Genomic DNA, 20319 nt, shown 5'->3' with positions numbered 1-20319 from the left:
AAGGATGGCCACGAGGGCACCGCCACGAAATGCGATAGCCCTCGCGCGCGGGGGAGGCGAAGGAACGGCCCTTACGTCGCCGCCGTGGTGACGCCGCCGTCGACCACGATGGTCTGGCCGGTCATGAAGGTCGAGGCGTCGGAGGCGAGATAGGCAACGGCGCCGGCGATCTCGTCGGGCTCGCCGATGCGGCGGAGCGGCGTCGATGCGGTGCGGCGCTTCAGATTATCCGGATCCTCCCACAGCGCGCGGGCGAAGTCGGTCTTCACCAGGCCGGGCGCCACGCAGTTGACGCGCACACCCTTCGGGCCCCACTCGCCGGCGAGGCTGCGGCACAGCGCGAAGTCGGCGGCCTTGGAGATGCCGTAGGCGCCGATCACGGTCGAGCCGCGCAGGCCGCCGATCGAGGAGATGATCACGACCGAGCCCTTGCCGCGCTCGGCCATCTGCGGGATCGCCAGCGCGGACAACCAGATGTTGCTCTTGACGTTCGAGCCCATGATCTTGTCGAAGGCCTCGTCCGTGATGTCGAGCAGCGGGCCGTAATACGGGTTCACCGCGGCATTGCAGACCAGGATGTCGATCTTGCCGTAGTGCTTGATCGTGCCCGAGACCAGCGCCTCGACCTCGTTGCGGCGCGCGATGTTGCAGGCGATGACGAGCGCATCGCCGCCCGCCTGCTTGATGCCGTCGGCGACTTCCTGGCAGGCATCCGCCTTGCGCGAGGAGATCACGACCTTGGCGCCGAGTTTTGCCAGAAGCTCCGCCGAGGCGCGGCCGATGCCGCGGCTCGAGCCGGTGATGACCGCGACCTGGCCGGTGAGATCGAACGGGGTGTTCTTCATTGCGAGCGCTCCCTCTTCTTTCTTGGCTTGCTCTTTTTGTCCGTCATGGCCGGGCTCGTCCCGGCCATCCACGTCTTGCTTTGCCGCCAAGACGTGGATGCCCGGCACGAGGCCGGGCATGACGATCTTGGCGCGGATGCAACCTCGCGCGGCTTAAGCCAGCAGTCCGCCGCCCTCGCTGACGCGACGGAGGTGGTAGTCGGTGTCGCCGAGCGTGTTCTCGATCATGGTCAGTCGCTTGAAGTAGTGGCCGATCTTGGCCTCCATGGTCATGCCGATGCCGCCATGAAGCTGGATCGACTGCTGGCCGACGAACTTCAAGGACTTGCCGACCTGCACCTTGGCGGCTGCGACCGCTGACGAACGCTCCTTGGCATCGTCGAAGTCCGACGCCATGGTGGCGAACATCGACATGCTGCGGGCCTGCTCCAGCGCCACGAACATGTCGGCGGCACGGTGCTGCAGGCTCTGGAACGAGCCGATCGCAACGCCGAACTGCTTGCGGGTCTTGATGTACTCGACGGTCTCCTTCAGCGACTCGTCCATCGCGCCGACGGCTTCCGCGCACAGCGCAATGCGGGCTTCGTCGGCGACGCGCTCGATCAGGGGCAGGCCGTTCTCGGGATCGCCGATCGCAGCGTCAGCGCCGACCTCGACATTGGTGAAGGTGATGTCGGCCGCGTGCAGGCCGTCCTGGGTGGGATAGCCCTTCCTGGTAACGCCCTTGGCATCCGCCGGAACCAGGAACACGCCGATGCCGGTCTTGTCGCGCTGGCCGCCCTTGGTGCGCGCGGTCACGATCAGCGTGTCGGCGTTCTCGCCGTTGAGCACGACGAACTTCTCGCCGTCGATCACCCAGCCGGCGCCCTTCTTCTTGGCCGTGGTCACGACGTCGAAGAGATCGTAGCGCGAATTCTTCTCGAGCTGGGCAAAGCCGAAGGTCCTGCTGCCGTCGATGATGCCGGGAATGTACTTGGCCTTCTGCTCGGCCGAGCCGCCATGGCGCAGGAAACCGCCGGCGACCACGACGGTGGCCAGATAAGGCTCGACCACCAGCGCCTTGCCGAGCGCTTCCATCACGATCATGGTCTCGACCGCGCCGGCGCCGAAGCCGCCGTCGGTCTCCGCGAAGGGCAGACCAAGCAGGCCCTGCTCGGCGAGCTTGCCCCAGAGCGCTTTGCTCCAGCCGCCCTTCTCCTTCATGTACTTCTTGCGCGCATCGAAGTCGTAGGCATCCGCCAGCAACCCGTCGACGCTTTCCTTGAGAAGGCGCTGCTCCTCGGACAGATCAAAATCCATTTTACCATCTCTCCAAAATCACGCGGGCGCTTGCCCTGATCTCCACTCGTCATCCCCGCGAAGGCGGGGCATGCGCGGAGGACGACATCGAACTTGTGGCTTACAGCCCCAGCACGGCCTTGCTGATGATGTTGCGCTGGATCTCGTTGGAGCCGCCGTAGATCGAAACCTTGCGGTTGTTGAAGTAGCTCGGCGCGATCTGCGCGGTCCAATCCATGCTCTCGTTGGAGCCGGCGTCGCCGTGCTCGTCATAGGGCGCGGCGAACGGACCGATGATCTCCATCAGCAGCTCGGTCGTGGTCTGCTGGATCTCCGAGCCCTTGATCTTGAGCACCGAGGAGGCCGGATTGGGCTTGCCCTTGCCGTGCTTGCCCTCGTCGGCGACGACGCGGAGCTGGGTCAGCTCGAGCGCCTTCAGCTCGATCTCGCAGGCCGTGAGCTTCTCGCGGAACGCCGGATCCTCGATCACCGGACGGCCGCCGGACTCGACCTTGGAGGCCAGCGCGCGGATGCGGCGCAGCCGCTCCTTCGACACGCCGACCCGGGCGATGCCGGTGCGCTCATTGCCGAGCAGGAACTTGGCGTAATCCCAGCCCTTGTTCTCCTCGCCGATCAGGTTCTCGTAGGGCACCTCGACGTCGTCGAAGAACACCTCGTTGACCTCGTGGCCGCCGTCGATGGTCTGGATCGGGCGCACGGTGACGCCCTTCGACTTCATGCTGAACACGATGAAGGAGATGCCCATCTGCTTCTTCGCGGCCGGATCGGTGCGGCAGAGGCAGAAGATCATGTCGGCGTGCTGGGCGAGCGTGGTCCAGGTCTTCTGGCCGTTGATGATCCACTTGTCGCCACGGCGCTCGGCCTTGGTCTTCAGCGACGCGAGGTCCGAACCCGAGCCCGGCTCCGAGAAGCCCTGGCACCACCAGTCGTCGACATTGGCGATCCGCGGCAGATATTCCTTCTTCTGCTTCTCGTTGCCGAAGGTGTAGATGACCGGGCCGACCATGCTGACGCCGAAGGCGAGCGGCTGCGGCGCGGGATAGGACTGCAGCTCCTCGTTGAAGATGTAGTGCTGCACGGTGCTCCAGCCGGTGCCGCCATATTCCTTCGGCCAGTGGGTGACGCCCCAGCCCTTCTTGTTGAGGATGCGCCACCAGGTGACCATCTCGTCCTTCGACAGATGGCGGCCTTCCTGCAGCTTGCGCCGGGTCTCCGGCGGCACGTTGTTCTTGAAGAACTCCCGTACCTCCTCGCGAAACGCTATCTCTTCCTTGGTGAAAGCGAGATCCATCGGATCCTCCTTTTGAGCGAAACCTAACGTCTTGTTTCGTTGTCGTCCTGGCGAAAGCCAGGACCCATTACCACCGGCCTTCGTTGTCCTGCGAAGGCGACTGCCGTCCGTGCCCCTTACCCCGGCCGCGGGGTATGGGTCCTGGCTTTCGCCAGGACGACGGTGAGTTACTGCAGCACCTCGAACAGGCCGGCCGCGCCCATGCCGCCACCGACGCACATGGTGACGACGGCGTATTTGGCCTTGCGGCGGCGGCCCTCGATCAGCGCGTGGCCGGTGAGCCGCGCACCCGACATGCCGTAGGGATGGCCGACCGAGATCGCGCCGCCATTGACGTTGATCTTCTCCGGATCGATGCCGAGCTTGTCGCGGCAATAGAGCACCTGCACCGCGAACGCCTCGTTGAGCTCCCAGAGATCGATGTCGTCGACCTTGAGGCCATGGCGCTTCAGCAGCCGCGGCACCGCGAACACCGGGCCGATGCCCATCTCGTCCGGCTCGCAGCCGGCGGAGACGAAGCCGCGGAAGATGCCGAGCGGCTTCAGCCCGCGCTTGGCGGCTTCCTTGTCGCTCATGATCACGGAGGCGCTGGCGCCGTCCGAGAGCTGGCTGGCATTGCCGGCGGTAATGGTGAAGCCCTCGCCGCGCACCGGCTTGAGGCTGGCAAGCCCTTCGGCCGTGGTCTCCGGCCGCGGACCTTCGTCCTGCGACAGCGTTACCTCCTTCATCGTGACGGCACCGGTCGCCTTGTCGGTGACCGCCATCATGGTGGTGATCGGCGCGAGCTCTTCCTTGAACTTGCCGCCCTGCTGCGCAGCCGCGGTGCGGCGCTGGCTTTCGAGCCCATACTCGTCCTGCTTCTCGCGCGAGATGTTGTAGCGCTTGGCGACGATCTCGGCGGTGTCGATCATCGGCATGTAGACCTCGCCCTTGATCTTGAGCAGCGCCGGATCCTGGGCGTGGAACGAGTTCATCTTGTCATTCTGCACCAGCGAGATCGACTCGCCGCCGCCGCCGACCGCGATCTCGACGCCGTCGAAGATCACCGAGCGCGCGGCAAGCGCGATCGCCTGCAGGCCGGAGGCGCACTGACGGTCGATCGTGGTGCCGGCAACGCTCACCGGCAGCCCGGCGCGGAGCAGCGCCTTGCGCGCGATGTTGCCGCCGGTCGCGCCCTGCTGCATCGCCGCGCCCATCACCACGTCCTCGATCTCCTTCGGATCGACCTTGGCGCGCGCCACCGCTTCGCCGATCGCGTGCCCGAGCAAGGTCGCGCCCTCGGTGACGTTGAGCGCGCCGCGATAGGCCTTGCCGATCGGCGTGCGGGCGGTGGAGACGATAACGGCGTCGGTCATGAGCGGGATCCTGATGCAGTCTGCTGTGGTTTGGATTGAGATGTTTTGGGCTGTTGCTGGCGCAATTCGTGACGCGACAGCTTCCCGACCGGGGTGCGCGGCAGCTCATCGACGAACTCGACCGCCGCCGGCAGTTCGTGCTTGCCGACCTTGCCGGTGAGGAACGCGCGCAACTCGTCGATCGAGAACGCCGGCTGCCCGTCGCGCAGCTTGATGAAGGCCTTTGCCGCCTCGCCGCGGTAATCGTCGGGAATGCCGATCACGATCACCTCTTGCACGGCGGGATGGGTGTAGATCGCCTGCTCGATCATCTGCGGATAGACGTTGAAGCCGCCGGAGATGATCATGTCCTTCTTGCGGTCGACCAGATAGAAATAGCCGTCGGCATCCATGTAGCCGATGTCGCCGGTGAGGAAGCGGTCGCCGACGAAGGCCTCCGCGGTCTCCGCCGGCCTGTTCCAGTAGCCCTTGGTGACGTTCGGACCGCGGATGCGGATTTCACCGACCTCGCCGACCGGCATCACCCTGGTGGTATCCTCCAGCGACACCACGTCCATCTCGATGCCGGGCAGCATCAGCCCGATCGAGCCCGGCTTCTCCGGCCCCTCCTTGGGATGGCCGGTGCCCGGCGAGCAGGTCTCGGTCATGCCCCAGCCGCTCTTCAGCTTCATGCCGACGCGGCGCTCGAAGATCTTCGCGACCTCGACCGGCAGCGGCGCGCCGCCGGAGCCGGCGACCACCAGCGAAGAGAGATCGCGCTTGTCGAGATCGGGCAGCGAGGCGATCGCGATCCACATCGTCGGCACGCCGGGAAACACCGTCGCGCGCTTGACCTCGATGTCGCGCATCACGGCTTCGACATCGAAGCGCTGGTGCAGCGAGATCAGATGGCCGCGCCGGATCGCCGACAGCAGCACGACGGTCAGCGCGTAGATGTGAAACAGCGGCAGCACGCAGATCACGCGCTCGATCGCATTGCGTTCGAGCCGCCCGGGCTTGCCCCAGACGTCGTAGATCGACACCGCCGCGGTGAGATTGCCGTGGCTGAGCATGGCGCCCTTGGGCAGGCCCGTGGTGCCGCCGGTATATTGCAGCAGCGCGACGTCCTCGACGTCGACCACCGGCCATTGCGACGGCCTGGTCGCGCCGTCGATGAACTGGCGGTGCGTGATGATGGCAGGATCGTCGGGCAGCGCGGTTTGCGGCGTGCCGACCTTGCCCCAATTGTCGTCCTCGCAGACGATCAGACGGTCGAGCAGACCCTTGGCTAGGAATTTCAGCGCGGTCGGCAACAGCGCCGAGAGATTGCTGGTGACCAGCACCCGCGCGCCGGAGTCGGAGAGTTTGTGCGACAGCGCAATCTCGCCGTCGAGCGGCGACAGATGCACGACGCGGGCGCCCGCTTTCAGCGCGCCGAAGAAATTGATCGGATGGTCAGGCGAATTGCCGAGGAACAGCGCGACCGACGTGCCCTTGCCGTAGCCGGCCCGCATGAAGGCCGCAGCAGCGGTCTCGACCAGGGCCTCCAGCTCGGCGTAGCTGATCGGCCGGTCGCGGAATTCGAGCACCGCGCGCGCGCCGAACTCGGCGGCGGCGCTCGAGAGCAGATCCGGCAGCGTGCCGCGCGTGATCTCGTCGCTCCACCGCACGCCGTTGGGATAATATTGTTCGCCGGGATAGGTCATGGAAACGTTCAACACCTGTTAGGTGAGCACCGGCGTGTGGGCTCCCCTCCCCCTTGTGGGGAGGGGTTGGGGAAGGGGGTCCACACGGGAAGTCCCGATGCGGCCACCCCTCTCCCTAACCCTCTCCCACAAGGGGAGAGGGAACCCGAACACCGAGCCAGCGGCCCCAAGAAAGATCACGCCGCCTTCGACGGCGCGGCGAGCGAGGCGAAGGTCTTGCCCTCGTCGGCGAGCTTCTTGAGCAGCGGCGCCGGCTCGAGCGAGGGATCGTTGGTCTCCTTGGCGTAGAAGGCCAGGCGATCGGCGATGTGCTTGAGGCCGACGGTGTCGGCCCAGAACATCGGACCGCCGCGATAGATCGGCCAGCCATAGCCATAGAGCCAGACCACGTCGATATCCGACGGACGCGCCGCAATGCCCTCGGCGAGGATCTTCGCGCCTTCGTTGATCATCGGGTACATCATGCGCTCGAGGATCTCGTCATCGCTGACGACGCGCTTCTTGCGACCGAGGCGCGCCAGCGTTTCGTCGATCAGTTTCTCGACCTCGGGATCCGGCAGCGCCGCGCGCGAGCCGGGCTCGTACTTGTAGTAGCCCTTGCCGGTCTTCTGGCCGAAGCGGCCGGCCTCGCAGAGCGCGTCGGCGATCTCCGACTTGATGCCGCGGTCCTTGCGCGAGCGCCAGCCGATATCAAGACCGGCGAGATCGCCCATCGCGAACGGGCCCATCGGCATGCCGAACTTCGTCACCACGGCGTCCACCTGCTGCGGCAGGGCGCCCTCGAACAGCAGCTTCTCGGACTGCTTGCCACGCTGCGCCAGCATGCGGTTGCCGACGAAGCCGTCGCAGACGCCGACCACGGCCGGCACCTTGGCGATCTTGCGGGCGATCGAGACGGCGGTGACCAGCGCGTCCGGCGCGGTCTTGTCGGCGCGCACGATCTCGCAGAGCTTCATGACGTTGGCCGGCGAGAAGAAGTGCATGCCGAGCACGTCCTGCGGACGCTTGGTCGACTTCGCGATCTCGTCGATGTTGAGATAGGAGGTGTTGGAGGCCAGCACCGCGCCCGGCTTGGCATACTGGTCGAGCTTGCCGAACACTTCCTTCTTGACCGCCATGGTCTCGAACACCGCCTCGATCACGAGATCGGCGTCGCCGACGTTCTCGATGCCGACGACGCCGTTGATCAGCGCCATGCGCTTGGCGGGCGCGTCCGCCGGGATGCCACCGCGCGCGGCGGTCGCCTCGTAGTTCTTCTGCATGATGCCCATGCCGCGCTTGAGCTGCTCCTCGCCGGTCTCGATCAGGGTGACCGGGATGCCGGCATTGGCGAACGACATCGCGATGCCGCCGCCCATGGTGCCGGCACCGAGAATGGCGACGCGTGCCACGTTGCGGCCCTTGGTGCCCTCGGGGACACCGGAGATCTTGGCGGCTTCGCGCTCGGCGAAGAAGGCGTAGCGCTGCGCCTTGGACTGGTCGCCGTTCATCAGCTTGAGGAAGCCCTCGCGCTCCTTCTTCAGGCCCTCATCGAACGGCAGGTCGATCGCGGCGCCGACGGCGTCGGCCGCGGCGAACGGCGCCTCGAGACCGCGCGACTTCTTGGTCAGCGCAGCGACGGCATTGGTGAAGATCGAACGATCGGCCTTGGCCGCAGCGAGCTTGCTGTCGTCATCGCGCAGCTTGCGCAGCGGACGCTTCTCGGCGAGCACCTTGCGTGCAAATGCCTCACCGCCCGAGGCCGGTCCCTCGACGATCTCTTCGATCAGCCCGGCCTTCAGCGCCGCGTCCGCGCCGATCGGATCGCCGCCGACGATCATCTTGACCGCAAGCTCGGGGCCGACCGCGCGCGGCAGGCGCTGGGTGCCGCCGGCGCCCGGCAGCAGGCCGAGCTTCACCTCGGGCAGACCGAGCTTGGCGTCCTTGGTGGCGACACGATAATGACAGGCCAGCGCGACCTCGAGGCCACCGCCGAGCGCGGTGCCGTGGATCGCGGCAACGATCGGCTTCGGCGAACTCTCCATCAGGCTCAGCACTTCGGCGAGCCCGGGCGGCTTCGGCGGCTTGCCGAATTCGGTGATGTCGGCGCCGGCGATGAAGGTGCGGCCGGCGCAGGTCAGCACGATGCCCTGAACCTGCGCGTCATCGATCGCGCTCTTGATGCATTCGAAGATGCCGCCGCGCACCGCGGCGCTCAGGGCATTCACAGGCGGACTGTTAACCGTGACGACGGCAATATTGTCATGACGTTCGAGCTTGACGACTTCACTCACCGGGACTCTCCCTGGATGCTTGTTCTTGGACTTGCGTTGAGTAGCTGCACGACTTGCGTTGAGCCGCTACGTTTAGACCAATTTCGCACTGCGAAATTTAATTCCACATCTTGACATGGAGGGTTATTTTGAAGCACGTGCCTTGTCAACGAGCATGACAAGGGCAGGGAATGAAGCGCGCTAGCAAGAAAGCAGCGACCGATCGCAATTTCGTCGTCGCGCTTTCCCGCGGACTGGACGTCCTGCGCGCATTCCAGCCCAATGACGGGCTGCTCGGCAATCAGGAGATTGCAGCCCGCACCAAGTTACCGAAGCCAACCATTTCCCGACTGACCTACACGCTCACCAAGCTGGGATACCTTACACCTGTACCGAAGTTCGAGAAGTACCAGCTCGCGCCGTCGGCGATGGCACTCGGCTACGCCGCACTCGCCAATCTCGGCGTTCGGCATTTGTCCGAGCCCTATCGAGAAGAAGTGATGCGCGCGACCGGCGGCGCGGTCGCCGTCGGCGGCCGCGACCGCCACAGCATGATCTATTTCGGCCAGAGCCGGAACGGCCTGGCGCTCGGCGTGCAACTCGACGTCGGCTCGCGGGTGCCGATCGCAACCACCGCGATGGGACGTGCCTATATTTGGGCGTTGCCGCCCGACGAACGCGCGGCTTTACTGCGCGAGCTGCGCGATCACTACGGCAGCCGCTGGGCCAAGATGCGCGACGGCATCGAGCGCTCCGGCGAGACGGTCGCGAAGCACGGCTTCACGATGTCCGCAGGCGACTGGCAGAACGACGTCGCCGCAGTCGGCGTTGCATTGAGATTGAACGACGGAACCGGTCCGTATGCCTTCAATTGCGGCGCGCCGGCATTCCGCTTCACGGAAGACAGATTGCTCAACGACATTGGACCTCGTCTTGTGGCGATGGTAAGGAACATCGAGCAGGCGCTCGGTGGAATGGCGCCGCAATCCAAAAAAGAAGAACGCAAAAAGACCAGAGTAGGAGGGAAAGTTGCACGTTTGGCCGAGGGGATCAGATAGCCTCCATCACGTCCAGCGAAACGCATCGCAGGGCCGCTCGCACCGCTCGATGATGGCGGGCGAGACGAGATGACGCAGGCACAGCTCGCGCAAGGGAATGATCCCTTGCTCGCGGTTCGCGACGTCAGCGTCGTGTTCGGCGGCATCATCGCACTGAACGGCGTGTCGTTCGACATGCGCCACGGACAGATCCTCGGGCTGATCGGGCCGAACGGCGCCGGCAAGACGACGCTGTTCAATTGCCTGTCGCGGCTCTATCAGCCGTCGTCCGGCGACATCCTGATGGAAGGCAAGAGCATCCTGTCGCGCCCGCCGCACCGGATCGCCGAGATCGGCATCGGCCGCACCTTCCAGAACGTCGCGCTGTTTCCCAACCTGTCCGTGATCGACAATGTGCGCGTCGGCGCGCATGCGCGCACCTCGAGCGACATCGTCAGCGACTCGCTGCGCCTCGCCTGGGTCCGCCGCGGCGAGACCGACATGAACAAGAAGGTGCACGACATCCTCGGCTATCTCGATCTCGAGGACGTCGCCCACACCGTGGTCTCCGGACTTCCGTTCGGCACACAGAAGCGCGTCGAACTGGCGCGCGCCCTGGCCGCGGACCCGAAGATCCTGCTGCTCGACGAGCCGGCCGGCGGCCTCAATCACGAGGAAGTCTATGTGCTCGGCGACCTGATCCGCAAAATCCGCGACGACCGCAAGATCACCGTGCTGCTGGTCGAGCATCACATGGGTCTCGTGATGTCGATCGCCGACCACGTCGTCGCGCTCAATTTCGGCCGCAAGCTTGCCGAAGGCACACCGGCCCAGGTCCAGGCCGACCCCGACGTCATCAAGGCCTATCTGGGGAGCAAGGACCAATGACCACGATGCTCAACGTCAAGGACCTGCGCGCCTATTACGGCCAGGTCCAGGCCCTGCACGGCCTCAACTTCTCGCTCAACGAGGGCTCGCTGACCACCCTGCTCGGCGCCAACGGCGCCGGCAAGACCACGACGCTGCGGGCGATCTGCAACATGGTGCGTTCGACCGGCGCGATCGAGTTCGAGGGCAAGCCGATCGGCACGCGCTCGACCGAGAACGTGGTCCGCCTCGGCATCGCCCATGTGCCGCAGGGCCGCGGCACCTTCACCAACATGACGGTGGAGGAGAACCTGCAGCTCGGCGCCATCAGCCGCGCCGACAAGAAGGCGATCGGCGCCGACATCGAGCGGATGTACGAGCATTTCCCGGTGCTGAAGCAGCGCTACACCCAGCAGGCCGGCACGCTGTCCGGCGGCGAGCAGCAGATGCTCGCTGTGGCGCGCGCGCTGATGCTGCGGCCGCGCCTGATGCTGCTCGACGAGCCGTCGTTCGGCCTTGCGCCGCTGATCGTGCGCGACCTGTTCCGCATCCTCGGCAAGATCAATCGCGAGGAAAAGGTGACCATCCTGGTGGTCGAGCAGAATGCGCAGCTCGCGCTCGAGCTCGCCGACCAGGCCTATGTGATCGAAACCGGACGGATCGTGATGTCGGGCAATGCCAAGGACATCGCGAACAACGAAGACGTCCGCAAATCCTATCTCGGCTACTGAGGGAGCTGGCACAATGGAGCTTTTTGCCAACCAGGTCCTGGCCGGCATCGCCACCGGCGCGATCTATGCCTGCATGGCGCTCGCGGTGGTCATGATCTACCAGGCCATCGACCATCTGAATTTCGCCCAGGGCGAAATGGCGATGTTCTCGACCTTCGTGTCCTGGCAGCTGATGCAATGGGGCGTGCCGTACTGGGGCGCCTTCGTGCTCACCGTCGCGTTCTCGTTCCTCGCCGGCATCGTCATCGAGCGGCTGCTGTTCAAGCCGCTGGCGAAGGCGCCGATCCTGACCAACGTCGCCGGCTTCATCGCACTCTACGCGATCATCAACTCGGTCGCCGGCCTGATCTGGGACTTCACCATCAAGCAGTATCCGACGCCGTTCGGCTCCTCGCCGTTCCTCGGCAGCCAGCTGATCTCGACCCACCAGGCCGGCATGATCGGCATCACGCTGTTGATGCTGCTCCTGCTGTTCTTCTTCTTCCGCTTCACCCGGGTGGGTTTGGCGATGCGCGCCGCAGCCTCGCTGCCGGAATCGGCGCGCCTCGTCGGCATCAACACCTCGTGGATGATCGCGCTGGGCTGGGGCATGGCATCCGCGATCGGCTCGATCGCCGGCATGATGATCGCACCGGTGGTGTTCCTCGAGCCGAACATGATGCTCGGCGTACTGATCTACGGGTTTGCCGCGGCCGTGCTCGGCGGCCTGTCGAGCCCGTTCGGCGCCGTCATGGGCGGCTTCCTGGTCGGCGTCTTCGAGAACCTCGTCGGCACCTACATCCCCGGCGTCGGCAATGAGCTGAAACTTCCGATCGCGCTTGCGCTGATCATCGTCGTCCTGGTCGTGAAACCGGCAGGCCTGTTCGGCCGCGCCATCGTGAAGCGAGTTTGATCATGAGCGCCGCTGAAGAAGTCGAAGTCGTCACCGAAGGCCAGGCCGTAGAGGCGGTTCCGAAGCGTGCCATGACGCTCGGCTATGGCACGTCGCTTGTGGTGCTTGCCGCGCTGGTCCTGATCCCGCTGTTCGTGAAGAACTTCATCATCTTCCAGATGACGATGCTTCTGATCTACGGCCTTGCGGTGCTGGCGCTCAACATCCTGACCGGCGGAAGCGGCCAGTTCTCGCTCGGCCAGAGCGCGTTCTATGCCGTCGGCGCCTATACCTCGGCGATCCTGATGGAGCATGCGGGCATGAACTATGCCCTCACGCTGCCGATCGCCGGCGTCATCTGCTTCGGCTTCGGCTTCCTGTTCGGCCAGCCGGCGCTGCGGCTTTCCGGCGTCTACCTGGCGCTCGCGACCTTCGCCCTCGCCACCGCGATGCCGCAGCTGCTCAAGCTCGGCTATTTCGAGCACTGGACCGGCGGCGTGCAGGGCCTCGTGGTCACCAAGCCGGACGCCCCGTTCGGCCTGCCGCTGTCGCAGGACATGTGGCTGTATTACTTCACGCTGGTCGTCACCATCGCGATCTACGTCGCCTCGGTGAACCTGCTGCGCTCGCGCTCCGGCCGCGCCTTCATGGCGATCCGCGACAACGAGATCGCGGCCTCCGCGATGGGTGTCGACGTCGCGCTGTACAAGACGCTGGCATTCGGCGTCTCGGCCGGCATCACCGGCGTTGCCGGCGGTCTCGGCGCCATCGCGGTGCAGTTCGTGGCGCCCGACGGCTACACCATCCAGCTCGCGATCTCGCTGTTCCTCGGCATGGTGGTCGGCGGCGTCGGCTGGCTGCCCGGCTCGATCGTGGGCTCCGCCTTCATCATCTTCGTGCCCAACATCGCCGAGGGTATTTCGAAGGGCCTTTCGGGCGCGGTGTTCGGCGTGCTGCTGTTCCTCGTCATCTTCCTCGTGCCGCACGGCGCCAGGCAGGTTGCGATCGTTGCCCACCAACTGGCCGCAAAGTTCAAGAAAAACTGACAGCCTATAGAAGCAAACCAGGAGATATTATGCTTTCTACCGTTCGGATCGCCGCGATTTCCGCGGCGATCGTCGCTGTTGCCGCGACGTCCACTGCCGCATTCGCCCAAAAGAAATACGACACCGGCGCAAGCGATACCGAGATCAAGGTCGGCAACATCATCCCCTATTCGGGACCGGCCTCCGCCTACGGCGTGATCGGCAAGACCGAAGAAGCCTACTTCAAGATGATCAACGATCGCGGCGGCATCAACGGCCGCAAGGTCAATTTCGTCAGCTATGACGACGCCTATTCGCCGCCGAAAGCGGTCGAGCAGGTGCGCAAGCTGGTCGAGAGCGACGAGGTGTTGCTCGTCTTCAACCCGCTCGGCACCCCGTCCAACACCGCGATCCAGAAATACCTGAATTCCAAGAAGATCCCGCAGCTGTTCGTCGCGACCGGCGCCACCAAGTGGAACGACCCGAAGAACTTCCCGTGGACCATGGGCTGGCAGCCGAGCTATCAGAGCGAAGCGCAGATCTACGCCAAGTGGCTGATGAAGGAGAAGCCCGACGCCAAGATCGCGATCCTCTATCAGAACGACGATTTCGGCAAAGACTACCTCAAGGGCACCAAGGACGGCTTTGGCGCCAAGGCGGCCTCCAGCATCATCATGGAGGAGAGCTATGAGATTTCGGAGCCGTCGATCGACGGCCACATCGTCAAGATCAAGGCCGCCAATCCCGACGTGCTGCTGATCTACACCACGCCGAAGTTCGGCGCGCAGACCATCAAGAAGACCGCCGAACTCGGCTGGAAGCCGCTGCAGATCATCACCAACGTGTCGGCCTCGGTCGGCAGCGTGATGCAGCCGGCCGGCTTCGACAACGCGCAAGGCGTGTTGTCGGCGGCCTATGCCAAGGACGGCGCCGACACACAGTGGACCAACGACCCCGGCATGAAGAAGTGGGCCGAGTTTCTCGACAAGTACATGCCGGGCGCCGACAAGACCGACGGCGGCTATGTGTACGGCTATGGCGCCGCACAGACGCTCGCCAAGGTGCTCGAAATGTGCGGCGACGATCTCACCCGCGCCAACGTCATGAAGCAGGCGGCGAGCCTGAAGGACTTTACGCCCGACACCCTGCTGCCCGGCGTCAAGATCAACACCTCGGCCACCGACTTCGCCCCGATCGCCCAGTTGCAGATGCAGCGTTTCAAGGGTCAGAAATGGGAACTGTTCGGTGACATCATTTCCGGCGACGTCCCCTCCGAGTGACGTTGCACTGCGGGAATAGAACACAGCCTCCGCGATATCCGTCGCGGGGGCTTTTTGTTGACGCCCTGCGCCGATGGTATTGAATACCCGAAACAAGAGCCCGAGGTGGGGGAAACCATGACTGCCGTACGCCCGTCCCTGGCGGCGCTGCTGTCCGCATTCGCTCTGATCCTGACGAACTGCAGTGTCGCGCAGGCGCAGAAGAGATACGACACCGGGGCCAGCGACACCGAGATCAAGATCGGCAACACCATGCCCTACAGCGGTCCCGCGTCGGCCTACGGGGTGATCGGCAAGACCGAGGCGGCCTACTTCAGGATGATCAACGATGCCGGCGGCATCCACGGCCGCAAGATCAAGTTCATCTCCTACGATGATGGCTACTCGCCGCCCAAGACGGTGGAGCAGGCGCGCAAGCTGGTCGAGAACGACGAGGTGCTGCTGCTGTTCGGCTCGGTCGGCACCGCGAGCAACGCGGCGATCCGGAAATACATGAACGAGAAGCAGGTGCCGCAGCTGTTCATCGCTTCCGGCGCCTCGAAGTGGAACGACCCGAAAGATTATCCGTGGACCATGGGCTGGCAACCGTCCTACCAGGACGAGGCGCGGGTCTACGCAAAATACATCATGAAGCACAAGCCCGACGCCAAGGTCGCCGTGCTCTACCAGAACGACGATTTCGGCAAGGACTACCTCAAGGGCCTGAAGGACGCCTTCGGCGACAAGGCATCGATGATCGTCGCCGAGGAGGCCTACGAGACATCCGAGCCCACGATCGACAGTCACATCGTCAAGCTGAAGGCCGCCGGTGCCGACACCTTCGTCAGCATCACGACACCGAAATTCGCGGCACAGGCGATCAAGAAGGCCGCCGAGATCGCGTGGACGCCATTGCAGATCGTCGCCAATGTCTCGGCCTCCGTCGGCGGCGTGATGCAGCCGGCGGGCTTCGAGAATGCGCAGGGTATCCTGTCGGCGTCCTATCTCAAGGACGGCGCCGATCCGCAGTGGGACAAGGATCCCGGCATGGAGAAATTCCTCGCCTTCCTCAAGAAGAATTATCCGGACGCCAACAAGCTCGACGGCGCCACCGCCTTCGGTTACGCCGCCGCGCAGACCATGGTGAAGGTGCTGGAGATGTGCGGTGACGACCTCACCCGCGCCAATGTCATGAAGCAGGCCACAAGCCTGAAGGATTATGTCCCCGATACGCTGCTGCCGGGTATCAGCATCAACACGTCGGCCACCGATTTCGCGCCGATCAAGCAACTGCGCTTGATGCGGTTCAAGGGCGAAAAATGGGAGCTGTTCGGGGACATCATTTCGAGCAATCTGAGCAACTGATCGGCACGCCGGTCTGTTCGATCCGCGCTCAACTCAACGGCGCCGCTTTACCCGACCGCAATCTCTGCGGTTGGCGCGGCGCACAAGCCAGCGCGTTGGCGGATTTTTGAGCAGCGGCCCGCCTTGAGGGTGATCGACTAAAGACGCAGCCCCTGCGGCAACGCCGCAGGGGCTTTTCATTGAGACACCCCAGGTAAGATGATAGTTTTTACGACCAACAATGAGCTCTCGAAACAGGGGGCCACGACACATCATCTGCAATCAGGGAGAGAAACGGCATGTCTGGAATACGACAATTGACGGCATTTGCTGCTGCGCTTGCGCTCGTCGCCGCATCCGGCAGCGCTGCGCTTGCCCAGAAGAAATACGACACCGGCGCCAGCGATACCGAGATCAAGATCGGCAACATCATGCCTTACAGCGGGGCGGCCTCCGCCTATGGCGTGATCGGCAAGACCGAGGAGGCCTATTTCCGGAAGATCAACGCCGAGGGCGGCATCAACGGCCGCAAGATCAACTTCATCAGCTACGACGACGCGTACACGCCGCCGAAGACCGTCGAGCAGGCGCGCAAACTCGTCGAGAGCGACGAAGTGCTGCTGATCTTCAATTCGCTCGGCACACCGCCGAACTCGGCGATCCAGAAATACATGAACCAGAAGAAGGTGCCGCAACTGTTCGTCGCCACAGGCGCCACCAAGTGGAACGACCCGAAGGAATTCCCCTGGACGATGGGCTGGCAGCCCAACTACCAGAGCGAGTCCATCATCTATGCAAAGTACATCCTGAAGAACAAGCCGGACGCCAAAATCGCGGTGCTCTACCAGAACGACGACTACGGCAAGGACTATCTGAAGGGATTCAAGGACGGGCTCGGCGCCAAGGCAGCGTCAATGATCGTCGCCGAGGACAGCTACGAGGTAACGGAGCCAACCATCGATTCCCACATCGTGAGGCTGAAGGCCTCCGGCGCCGACGTGTTCTTCAACATCACGACGCCGAAATTCGCGGCGCAGGCGATCAAGAAGAACGCCGAGCTCAACTGGAAGCCGCTGCACTTCCTCAACAACGTCTCCGGATCGATCGGCAGCGTGATCAAGCCGGCAGGCTTCGAGAACGCCCAGGACATCATCTCGTCGCAATACTTCAAGGATCCGACCGACGCGCAGTGGAAGACCGACAAGGCGATGATCGCCTGGAACGAATTCCTCGATAAGTACTATCCGGAAGCGAACCGCGCCGATGCCTCGGTGATGTACGCCTATATCGTCTCGCAGGGACTGGTCCACGTGCTCAAGGCCTGCGGCGACAATCTGACCCGCGAGAACATCATGAAGCAGGCGGCCAGCATTCGCGATTACGAGCCCGGCGGCCTGCTGCCCGGCGTCAAGGTCAACACCTCGGCGACCGATTTCGCGCCGCTCTCGCAACTGCAATTGATCCGCTTCAAGGGCGAGACCTGGGAGCGCTTCGGCGAGGTCTTGAGCGCCGACGTCGGCGGCTAGGCCGGAAAGGTCGACCAAAGATACGGCCCCTGCGGCATTGTCGCAGGGGCTTCTCATTGAGGCGAACCGCCCAAAATGATAATCACTGCAGCCAAATAAAGAGCTCTCCAGGCAAGGGGGCCGAGACACATGCGTCTGACAAACAGGGAGAGAGACATAGATGTCCGCCACCAAAAGACTTGCGGTCCTCGGGGCCGCGCTCGCGCTCGTCGCGACATCCGGCAGCGCTGCGCTTGCCCAGAAGAAATACGACAGCGGCGCCAACGACACCGAGATCAAGATCGGCAACATCATGCCCTACAGCGGCCCCGCGTCCGCCTATGGCATCATCGGCCGCACCGAGGCCGCCTATTTCAAGAAGATCAACGACGCCGGCGGCATCAATGGCCGCAAGATCAACTTCATCTCCTACGATGACGCCTACTCGCCGCCGAAGGCCGTCGAACAGGCCCGCAAGCTGGTCGAGAGCGACGAGGTGCTGCTGATCTTCAACTCGCTCGGCACACCGTCGAACTCGGCGATCCAGAAATACATGAACTCCAAGAAGGTGCCGCAGCTGTTCGTCGCCACCGGCGCCACCAAGTGGAACGACCCGAAGGATTTTCCCTGGACCATGGGCTGGCAGCCCAACTACCAGAGCGAGACCCAGATCTACGCAAAATACATCCTGAAGAACATGCCGAACGCCAAGATCGCCGTGCTCTACCAGAATGACGATTACGGCAAGGACTATCTGAAGGGCCTGAAGGACGGGCTCGGCCAGAAAGCCGCCAGCATGATCGTCGCCGAAGAAAGCTTCGAGACTTCGCAGCCGACCATCGACAGCAACATCGTCAAGCTGAAGGCGAGCAACGCCGACGTCTTCATCGACATCGCGACGCCGAAATTCGCGGCCCAGGCGATCAAGAAGGTCGCCGAGATCGGCTGGAAGCCGACCCACTTCCTCAACAACGTGTCGGCCTCGGTCGGCAGCGTGATCAAGCCGGCCGGCTTCGAGAACGCGCAGGACATCATCTCCGCCGCCTACCTGAAGGACGCTTCCGACAAGCAATGGGACAATGACCCCGGCATGAAGGAGTTCTACGCCTTCATGGCCAAGGACTTCCCCGAAGGCGACAAGCTCGACGGCGGCACCGTGGTCGGCTTCGGCGTGGCGCAGACGCTGGTCCAGGTGCTGAAGCAGTGCGGCGACAACCTGACCCGCGAGAACATCATGAAGCAGGCCGCAAGCCTGAAGGACTTCCGCACCGAGGTGCTGCTGCCTGGCGTCAAGATCAACACCGCGGCAAACGATTTCGCGCCGATCAGCCAGCTGCAGCTGATGAAGTTCAAGGGCGAGAAATGGGAACTGTTCGGCGACGTCATCAGCGCCGACGTCGGCGGCTGATTTCCCGCCGCCCCTCGACCGGGAATGGCCCCCTGCGATACCGTCGCGGGGGGCTTTTTGTTGGCGCGTTCTCGGGCGAAGCGGGTATCGGTTCGTGCGAAGAAAACGCGTCAGAAACCAGAATTTAAAGCCACGGCCCTGCTCGCAGGCCGGCCCGGGCAATGCCTGCTTACACTTTGCCCGGCAATACGCTAGGTAAGCCGGCAAGACCCCGACAAGAAACCGGCGCCCTTGCGCGACGGCAACAACAAGGAGATTTCGGGAAATGCCGATGCCGATCCGACACCGTGTCGCAACTGCCCTGCTCGGCCTCGCCGTCGCCGCCGCGACCGGCAATGCCGCATGGGCGCAGAAGAAGTACGACACCGGTGCGAGCGACACCGAGATCAAGATCGGCAACATCGTGCCCTATAGCGGCCCGGCGTCGGCCTATGGCGTGGTCGGCAAGGCGATGGCCGCGGTGTTCAGGAAGGTCAACGACGACGGCGGCATCAACGGGCGCAAGATCGCTTTCGTCTCCTATGACGACGCCTACTCGCCGCCGAAGGCCGTCGAGCAGGCCCGCAAGCTGGTCGAGAGCGACGAGGTGCTGTTCCTGTTCGGCACCCTCGGCACCGCCTCCAACACCGCGATCCAGAAATATCTCAACGCCAAGAAGGTGCCGCAGCTGTTCGTCGCCACCGGCGCGACCAAGTGGAACGACCCGAAGGCCTTCCCGTGGACCATGGGCTGGCTGCCCAGCTACCAGAGCGAGTCGCGGATCTACGCGAAATATCTGCTCAAGGAAAAGCCCGCCGCCAAGGTCGCGGTGCTCTACCAGAACGACGACATGGGCAAGGACTACCTCAAGGGCCTGGAAGACGGCTTCGCCAGCGACCCCGCGCGCGTCGTCGCCAAGGAGAGCTATGAAGTCGCCGAGCCGACGATCGATTCCCATGTGGTGCGGCTGAAATCCTCCAATCCCGACGTCATCGTCTTCTTCACCACGCCGAAATTCGGCGCCCAGGCGATCAAGAAGCTCGGCGAGATGAACTGGAAGCCGGTGACCATCGTCTCCAACGTCTCGGCCTCCACCGCGACCGTGATGCGTCCGGCCGGGCTCGACAATGCGCAGGGCGTGATCTCGGCCGCCTACGCCAAGGACGCCAGCGATCCGCAATGGAAGGATGATGCCGGCATGAAGGCGTTCGACGAACTGCTCGCCAAATACATGCCCGACACCAACCGCGTCGATGCCTCGGCGATGACCGGCTACAACATGGCGACCACGATGGTCGAGGTGCTGCGCCGCTGCGGCGACGACCTCACCCGCGCCAATGTGATGAAGCAGGCGGCGAGCCTGAAGCAATTCGCGCAGGGCGGCCTGCTGCCCGGCGTGACGCTGTCGACCGGGCCTGCCGACTTCCAGCCGATCGAGCAACTGCAGCTGATGCAGTTCAAGGGCGAGCGCTGGCAATTGTTCGGCGACGTCATCAGCGGCGAAGTCGGCGGAAACTAGAGGCAGCAGCTTTTTGATTCGATCCGCGCCCTGCGCTCTTACTTCAC

Annotated in this window: 16 protein-coding genes; 10 read left to right on the top strand and 6 right to left on the bottom strand. The window is 63.9% G+C overall.

Features of this window, described 5'->3' with window-relative positions; all coding sequences use genetic code 11:
- Positions 1-71: 71 nt before the first annotated feature.
- The 6 genes from JEY66_RS03380 to JEY66_RS03355 form a co-directional block, all read right to left on the bottom strand.
- Positions 72-845, bottom strand: coding sequence for an SDR family NAD(P)-dependent oxidoreductase (locus tag JEY66_RS03380; RefSeq protein WP_026191949.1), 774 nt, complete (start codon positions 843-845; stop codon positions 72-74).
- A 153-nt stretch (positions 846-998) separates the two neighbouring features.
- Complete coding sequence (pimD, locus tag JEY66_RS03375) at positions 999-2144, bottom strand: pimeloyl-CoA dehydrogenase small subunit (protein WP_016847568.1); 1146 nt, start codon at positions 2142-2144, stop codon at positions 999-1001.
- Positions 2145-2244: 100 nt separating this feature from the next.
- On the bottom strand, positions 2245-3435 hold the full coding sequence (gene pimC / locus JEY66_RS03370) for a pimeloyl-CoA dehydrogenase large subunit (RefSeq protein ID WP_018269091.1): 1191 nt from the start codon (positions 3433-3435) through the stop codon (positions 2245-2247).
- A 167-nt stretch (positions 3436-3602) separates the two neighbouring features.
- Positions 3603-4790: an acetyl-CoA C-acyltransferase gene (locus JEY66_RS03365; RefSeq protein ID WP_016847570.1), complete on the bottom strand. Its 1188-nt coding sequence runs from the start codon at positions 4788-4790 to the stop codon at positions 3603-3605.
- Entirely contained in the window at positions 4787-6475 is a 1689-nt protein-coding gene (gene pimA / locus JEY66_RS03360) for a dicarboxylate--CoA ligase PimA (protein ID WP_016847571.1), read from the bottom strand. The genes JEY66_RS03365 and pimA overlap by 4 nt, the downstream gene beginning before the upstream one ends.
- Positions 6476-6651: 176 nt before the next feature.
- Positions 6652-8748 (bottom strand): 3-hydroxyacyl-CoA dehydrogenase NAD-binding domain-containing protein, encoded by a 2097-nt coding sequence (locus JEY66_RS03355; protein ID WP_018269092.1) that lies wholly within the window; start codon positions 8746-8748, stop codon positions 6652-6654.
- Positions 8749-8918: 170 nt separating this feature from the next.
- On the opposite strand from JEY66_RS03355, the gene JEY66_RS03350 reads away from it, so the two are divergent.
- From JEY66_RS03350 to JEY66_RS03305, 10 genes are all read left to right on the top strand, one after another.
- Entirely contained in the window at positions 8919-9785 is an 867-nt protein-coding gene (locus tag JEY66_RS03350; RefSeq protein WP_018269093.1) for an IclR family transcriptional regulator, read from the top strand.
- Positions 9786-9854: 69 nt separating this feature from the next.
- On the top strand, positions 9855-10652 hold the full coding sequence (locus JEY66_RS03345; RefSeq protein ID WP_016847575.1) for an ABC transporter ATP-binding protein: 798 nt from the start codon (positions 9855-9857) through the stop codon (positions 10650-10652).
- On the top strand, positions 10649-11362 hold the full coding sequence (locus tag JEY66_RS03340) for an ABC transporter ATP-binding protein (protein ID WP_018269094.1): 714 nt from the start codon (positions 10649-10651) through the stop codon (positions 11360-11362). The genes JEY66_RS03345 and JEY66_RS03340 overlap by 4 nt, the downstream gene beginning before the upstream one ends.
- A gap of 13 nt (positions 11363-11375) precedes the next feature.
- A complete protein-coding gene (locus JEY66_RS03335; RefSeq protein WP_016847577.1) occupies positions 11376-12254 on the top strand; it encodes a branched-chain amino acid ABC transporter permease in 879 nt (292 codons plus the stop codon).
- 2 nt (positions 12255-12256) lie between these two features.
- The gene (locus JEY66_RS03330; protein WP_026191950.1) at positions 12257-13279 is read left to right on the top strand and encodes a branched-chain amino acid ABC transporter permease; all 1023 of its coding nucleotides are present in this window, start codon (positions 12257-12259) and stop codon (positions 13277-13279) included.
- A 29-nt stretch (positions 13280-13308) separates the two neighbouring features.
- On the top strand, positions 13309-14538 hold the full coding sequence (locus JEY66_RS03325; protein ID WP_018269096.1) for an ABC transporter substrate-binding protein: 1230 nt from the start codon (positions 13309-13311) through the stop codon (positions 14536-14538).
- Positions 14539-14655: 117 nt separating this feature from the next.
- The gene (locus JEY66_RS03320; RefSeq protein WP_018269097.1) at positions 14656-15882 is read left to right on the top strand and encodes an ABC transporter substrate-binding protein; all 1227 of its coding nucleotides are present in this window, start codon (positions 14656-14658) and stop codon (positions 15880-15882) included.
- A gap of 278 nt (positions 15883-16160) precedes the next feature.
- Positions 16161-17387, top strand: a complete 1227-nt coding sequence (locus JEY66_RS03315; RefSeq protein WP_026191951.1) for an ABC transporter substrate-binding protein — start codon at positions 16161-16163, stop codon at positions 17385-17387.
- A gap of 160 nt (positions 17388-17547) precedes the next feature.
- Positions 17548-18774 carry an ABC transporter substrate-binding protein gene (locus tag JEY66_RS03310; RefSeq protein ID WP_018269099.1) on the top strand — a complete coding sequence of 409 codons (1227 nt, stop codon included), beginning with the start codon at positions 17548-17550 and terminating at the stop codon, positions 18772-18774.
- Positions 18775-19039: 265 nt separating this feature from the next.
- Positions 19040-20272 (top strand): ABC transporter substrate-binding protein, encoded by a 1233-nt coding sequence (locus tag JEY66_RS03305; protein ID WP_018269100.1) that lies wholly within the window; start codon positions 19040-19042, stop codon positions 20270-20272.
- Positions 20273-20319: the final 47 nt, after the last annotated feature.

Source organism: Bradyrhizobium elkanii USDA 76 (genome assembly GCF_023278185.1).
Lineage (GTDB): Bacteria > Pseudomonadota > Alphaproteobacteria > Rhizobiales > Xanthobacteraceae > Bradyrhizobium > Bradyrhizobium elkanii.
This window is presented reverse-complemented; position numbering and strand designations above follow the sequence as displayed.

Coding starts and splice junctions, on each gene's coding strand:
- JEY66_RS03380 (WP_026191949.1), bottom strand. CDS start 845: ATGAAGAACACCCCGTTCGATCTCACCGGCCAGGTCGCGGTCATCACC.
- pimD (WP_016847568.1), bottom strand. CDS start 2,144: ATGGATTTTGATCTGTCCGAGGAGCAGCGCCTTCTCAAGGAAAGCGTC.
- pimC (WP_018269091.1), bottom strand. CDS start 3,435: ATGGATCTCGCTTTCACCAAGGAAGAGATAGCGTTTCGCGAGGAGGTA.
- JEY66_RS03365 (WP_016847570.1), bottom strand. CDS start 4,790: ATGACCGACGCCGTTATCGTCTCCACCGCCCGCACGCCGATCGGCAAG.
- pimA (WP_016847571.1), bottom strand. CDS start 6,475: ATGACCTATCCCGGCGAACAATATTATCCCAACGGCGTGCGGTGGAGC.
- JEY66_RS03350 (WP_018269093.1), top strand. CDS start 8,919: ATGAAGCGCGCTAGCAAGAAAGCAGCGACCGATCGCAATTTCGTCGTC.
- JEY66_RS03345 (WP_016847575.1), top strand. CDS start 9,855: ATGACGCAGGCACAGCTCGCGCAAGGGAATGATCCCTTGCTCGCGGTT.
- JEY66_RS03340 (WP_018269094.1), top strand. CDS start 10,649: ATGACCACGATGCTCAACGTCAAGGACCTGCGCGCCTATTACGGCCAG.
- JEY66_RS03335 (WP_016847577.1), top strand. CDS start 11,376: ATGGAGCTTTTTGCCAACCAGGTCCTGGCCGGCATCGCCACCGGCGCG.
- JEY66_RS03330 (WP_026191950.1), top strand. CDS start 12,257: ATGAGCGCCGCTGAAGAAGTCGAAGTCGTCACCGAAGGCCAGGCCGTA.
- JEY66_RS03325 (WP_018269096.1), top strand. CDS start 13,309: ATGCTTTCTACCGTTCGGATCGCCGCGATTTCCGCGGCGATCGTCGCT.
- JEY66_RS03320 (WP_018269097.1), top strand. CDS start 14,656: ATGACTGCCGTACGCCCGTCCCTGGCGGCGCTGCTGTCCGCATTCGCT.
- JEY66_RS03315 (WP_026191951.1), top strand. CDS start 16,161: ATGTCTGGAATACGACAATTGACGGCATTTGCTGCTGCGCTTGCGCTC.
- JEY66_RS03310 (WP_018269099.1), top strand. CDS start 17,548: ATGTCCGCCACCAAAAGACTTGCGGTCCTCGGGGCCGCGCTCGCGCTC.
- JEY66_RS03305 (WP_018269100.1), top strand. CDS start 19,040: ATGCCGATGCCGATCCGACACCGTGTCGCAACTGCCCTGCTCGGCCTC.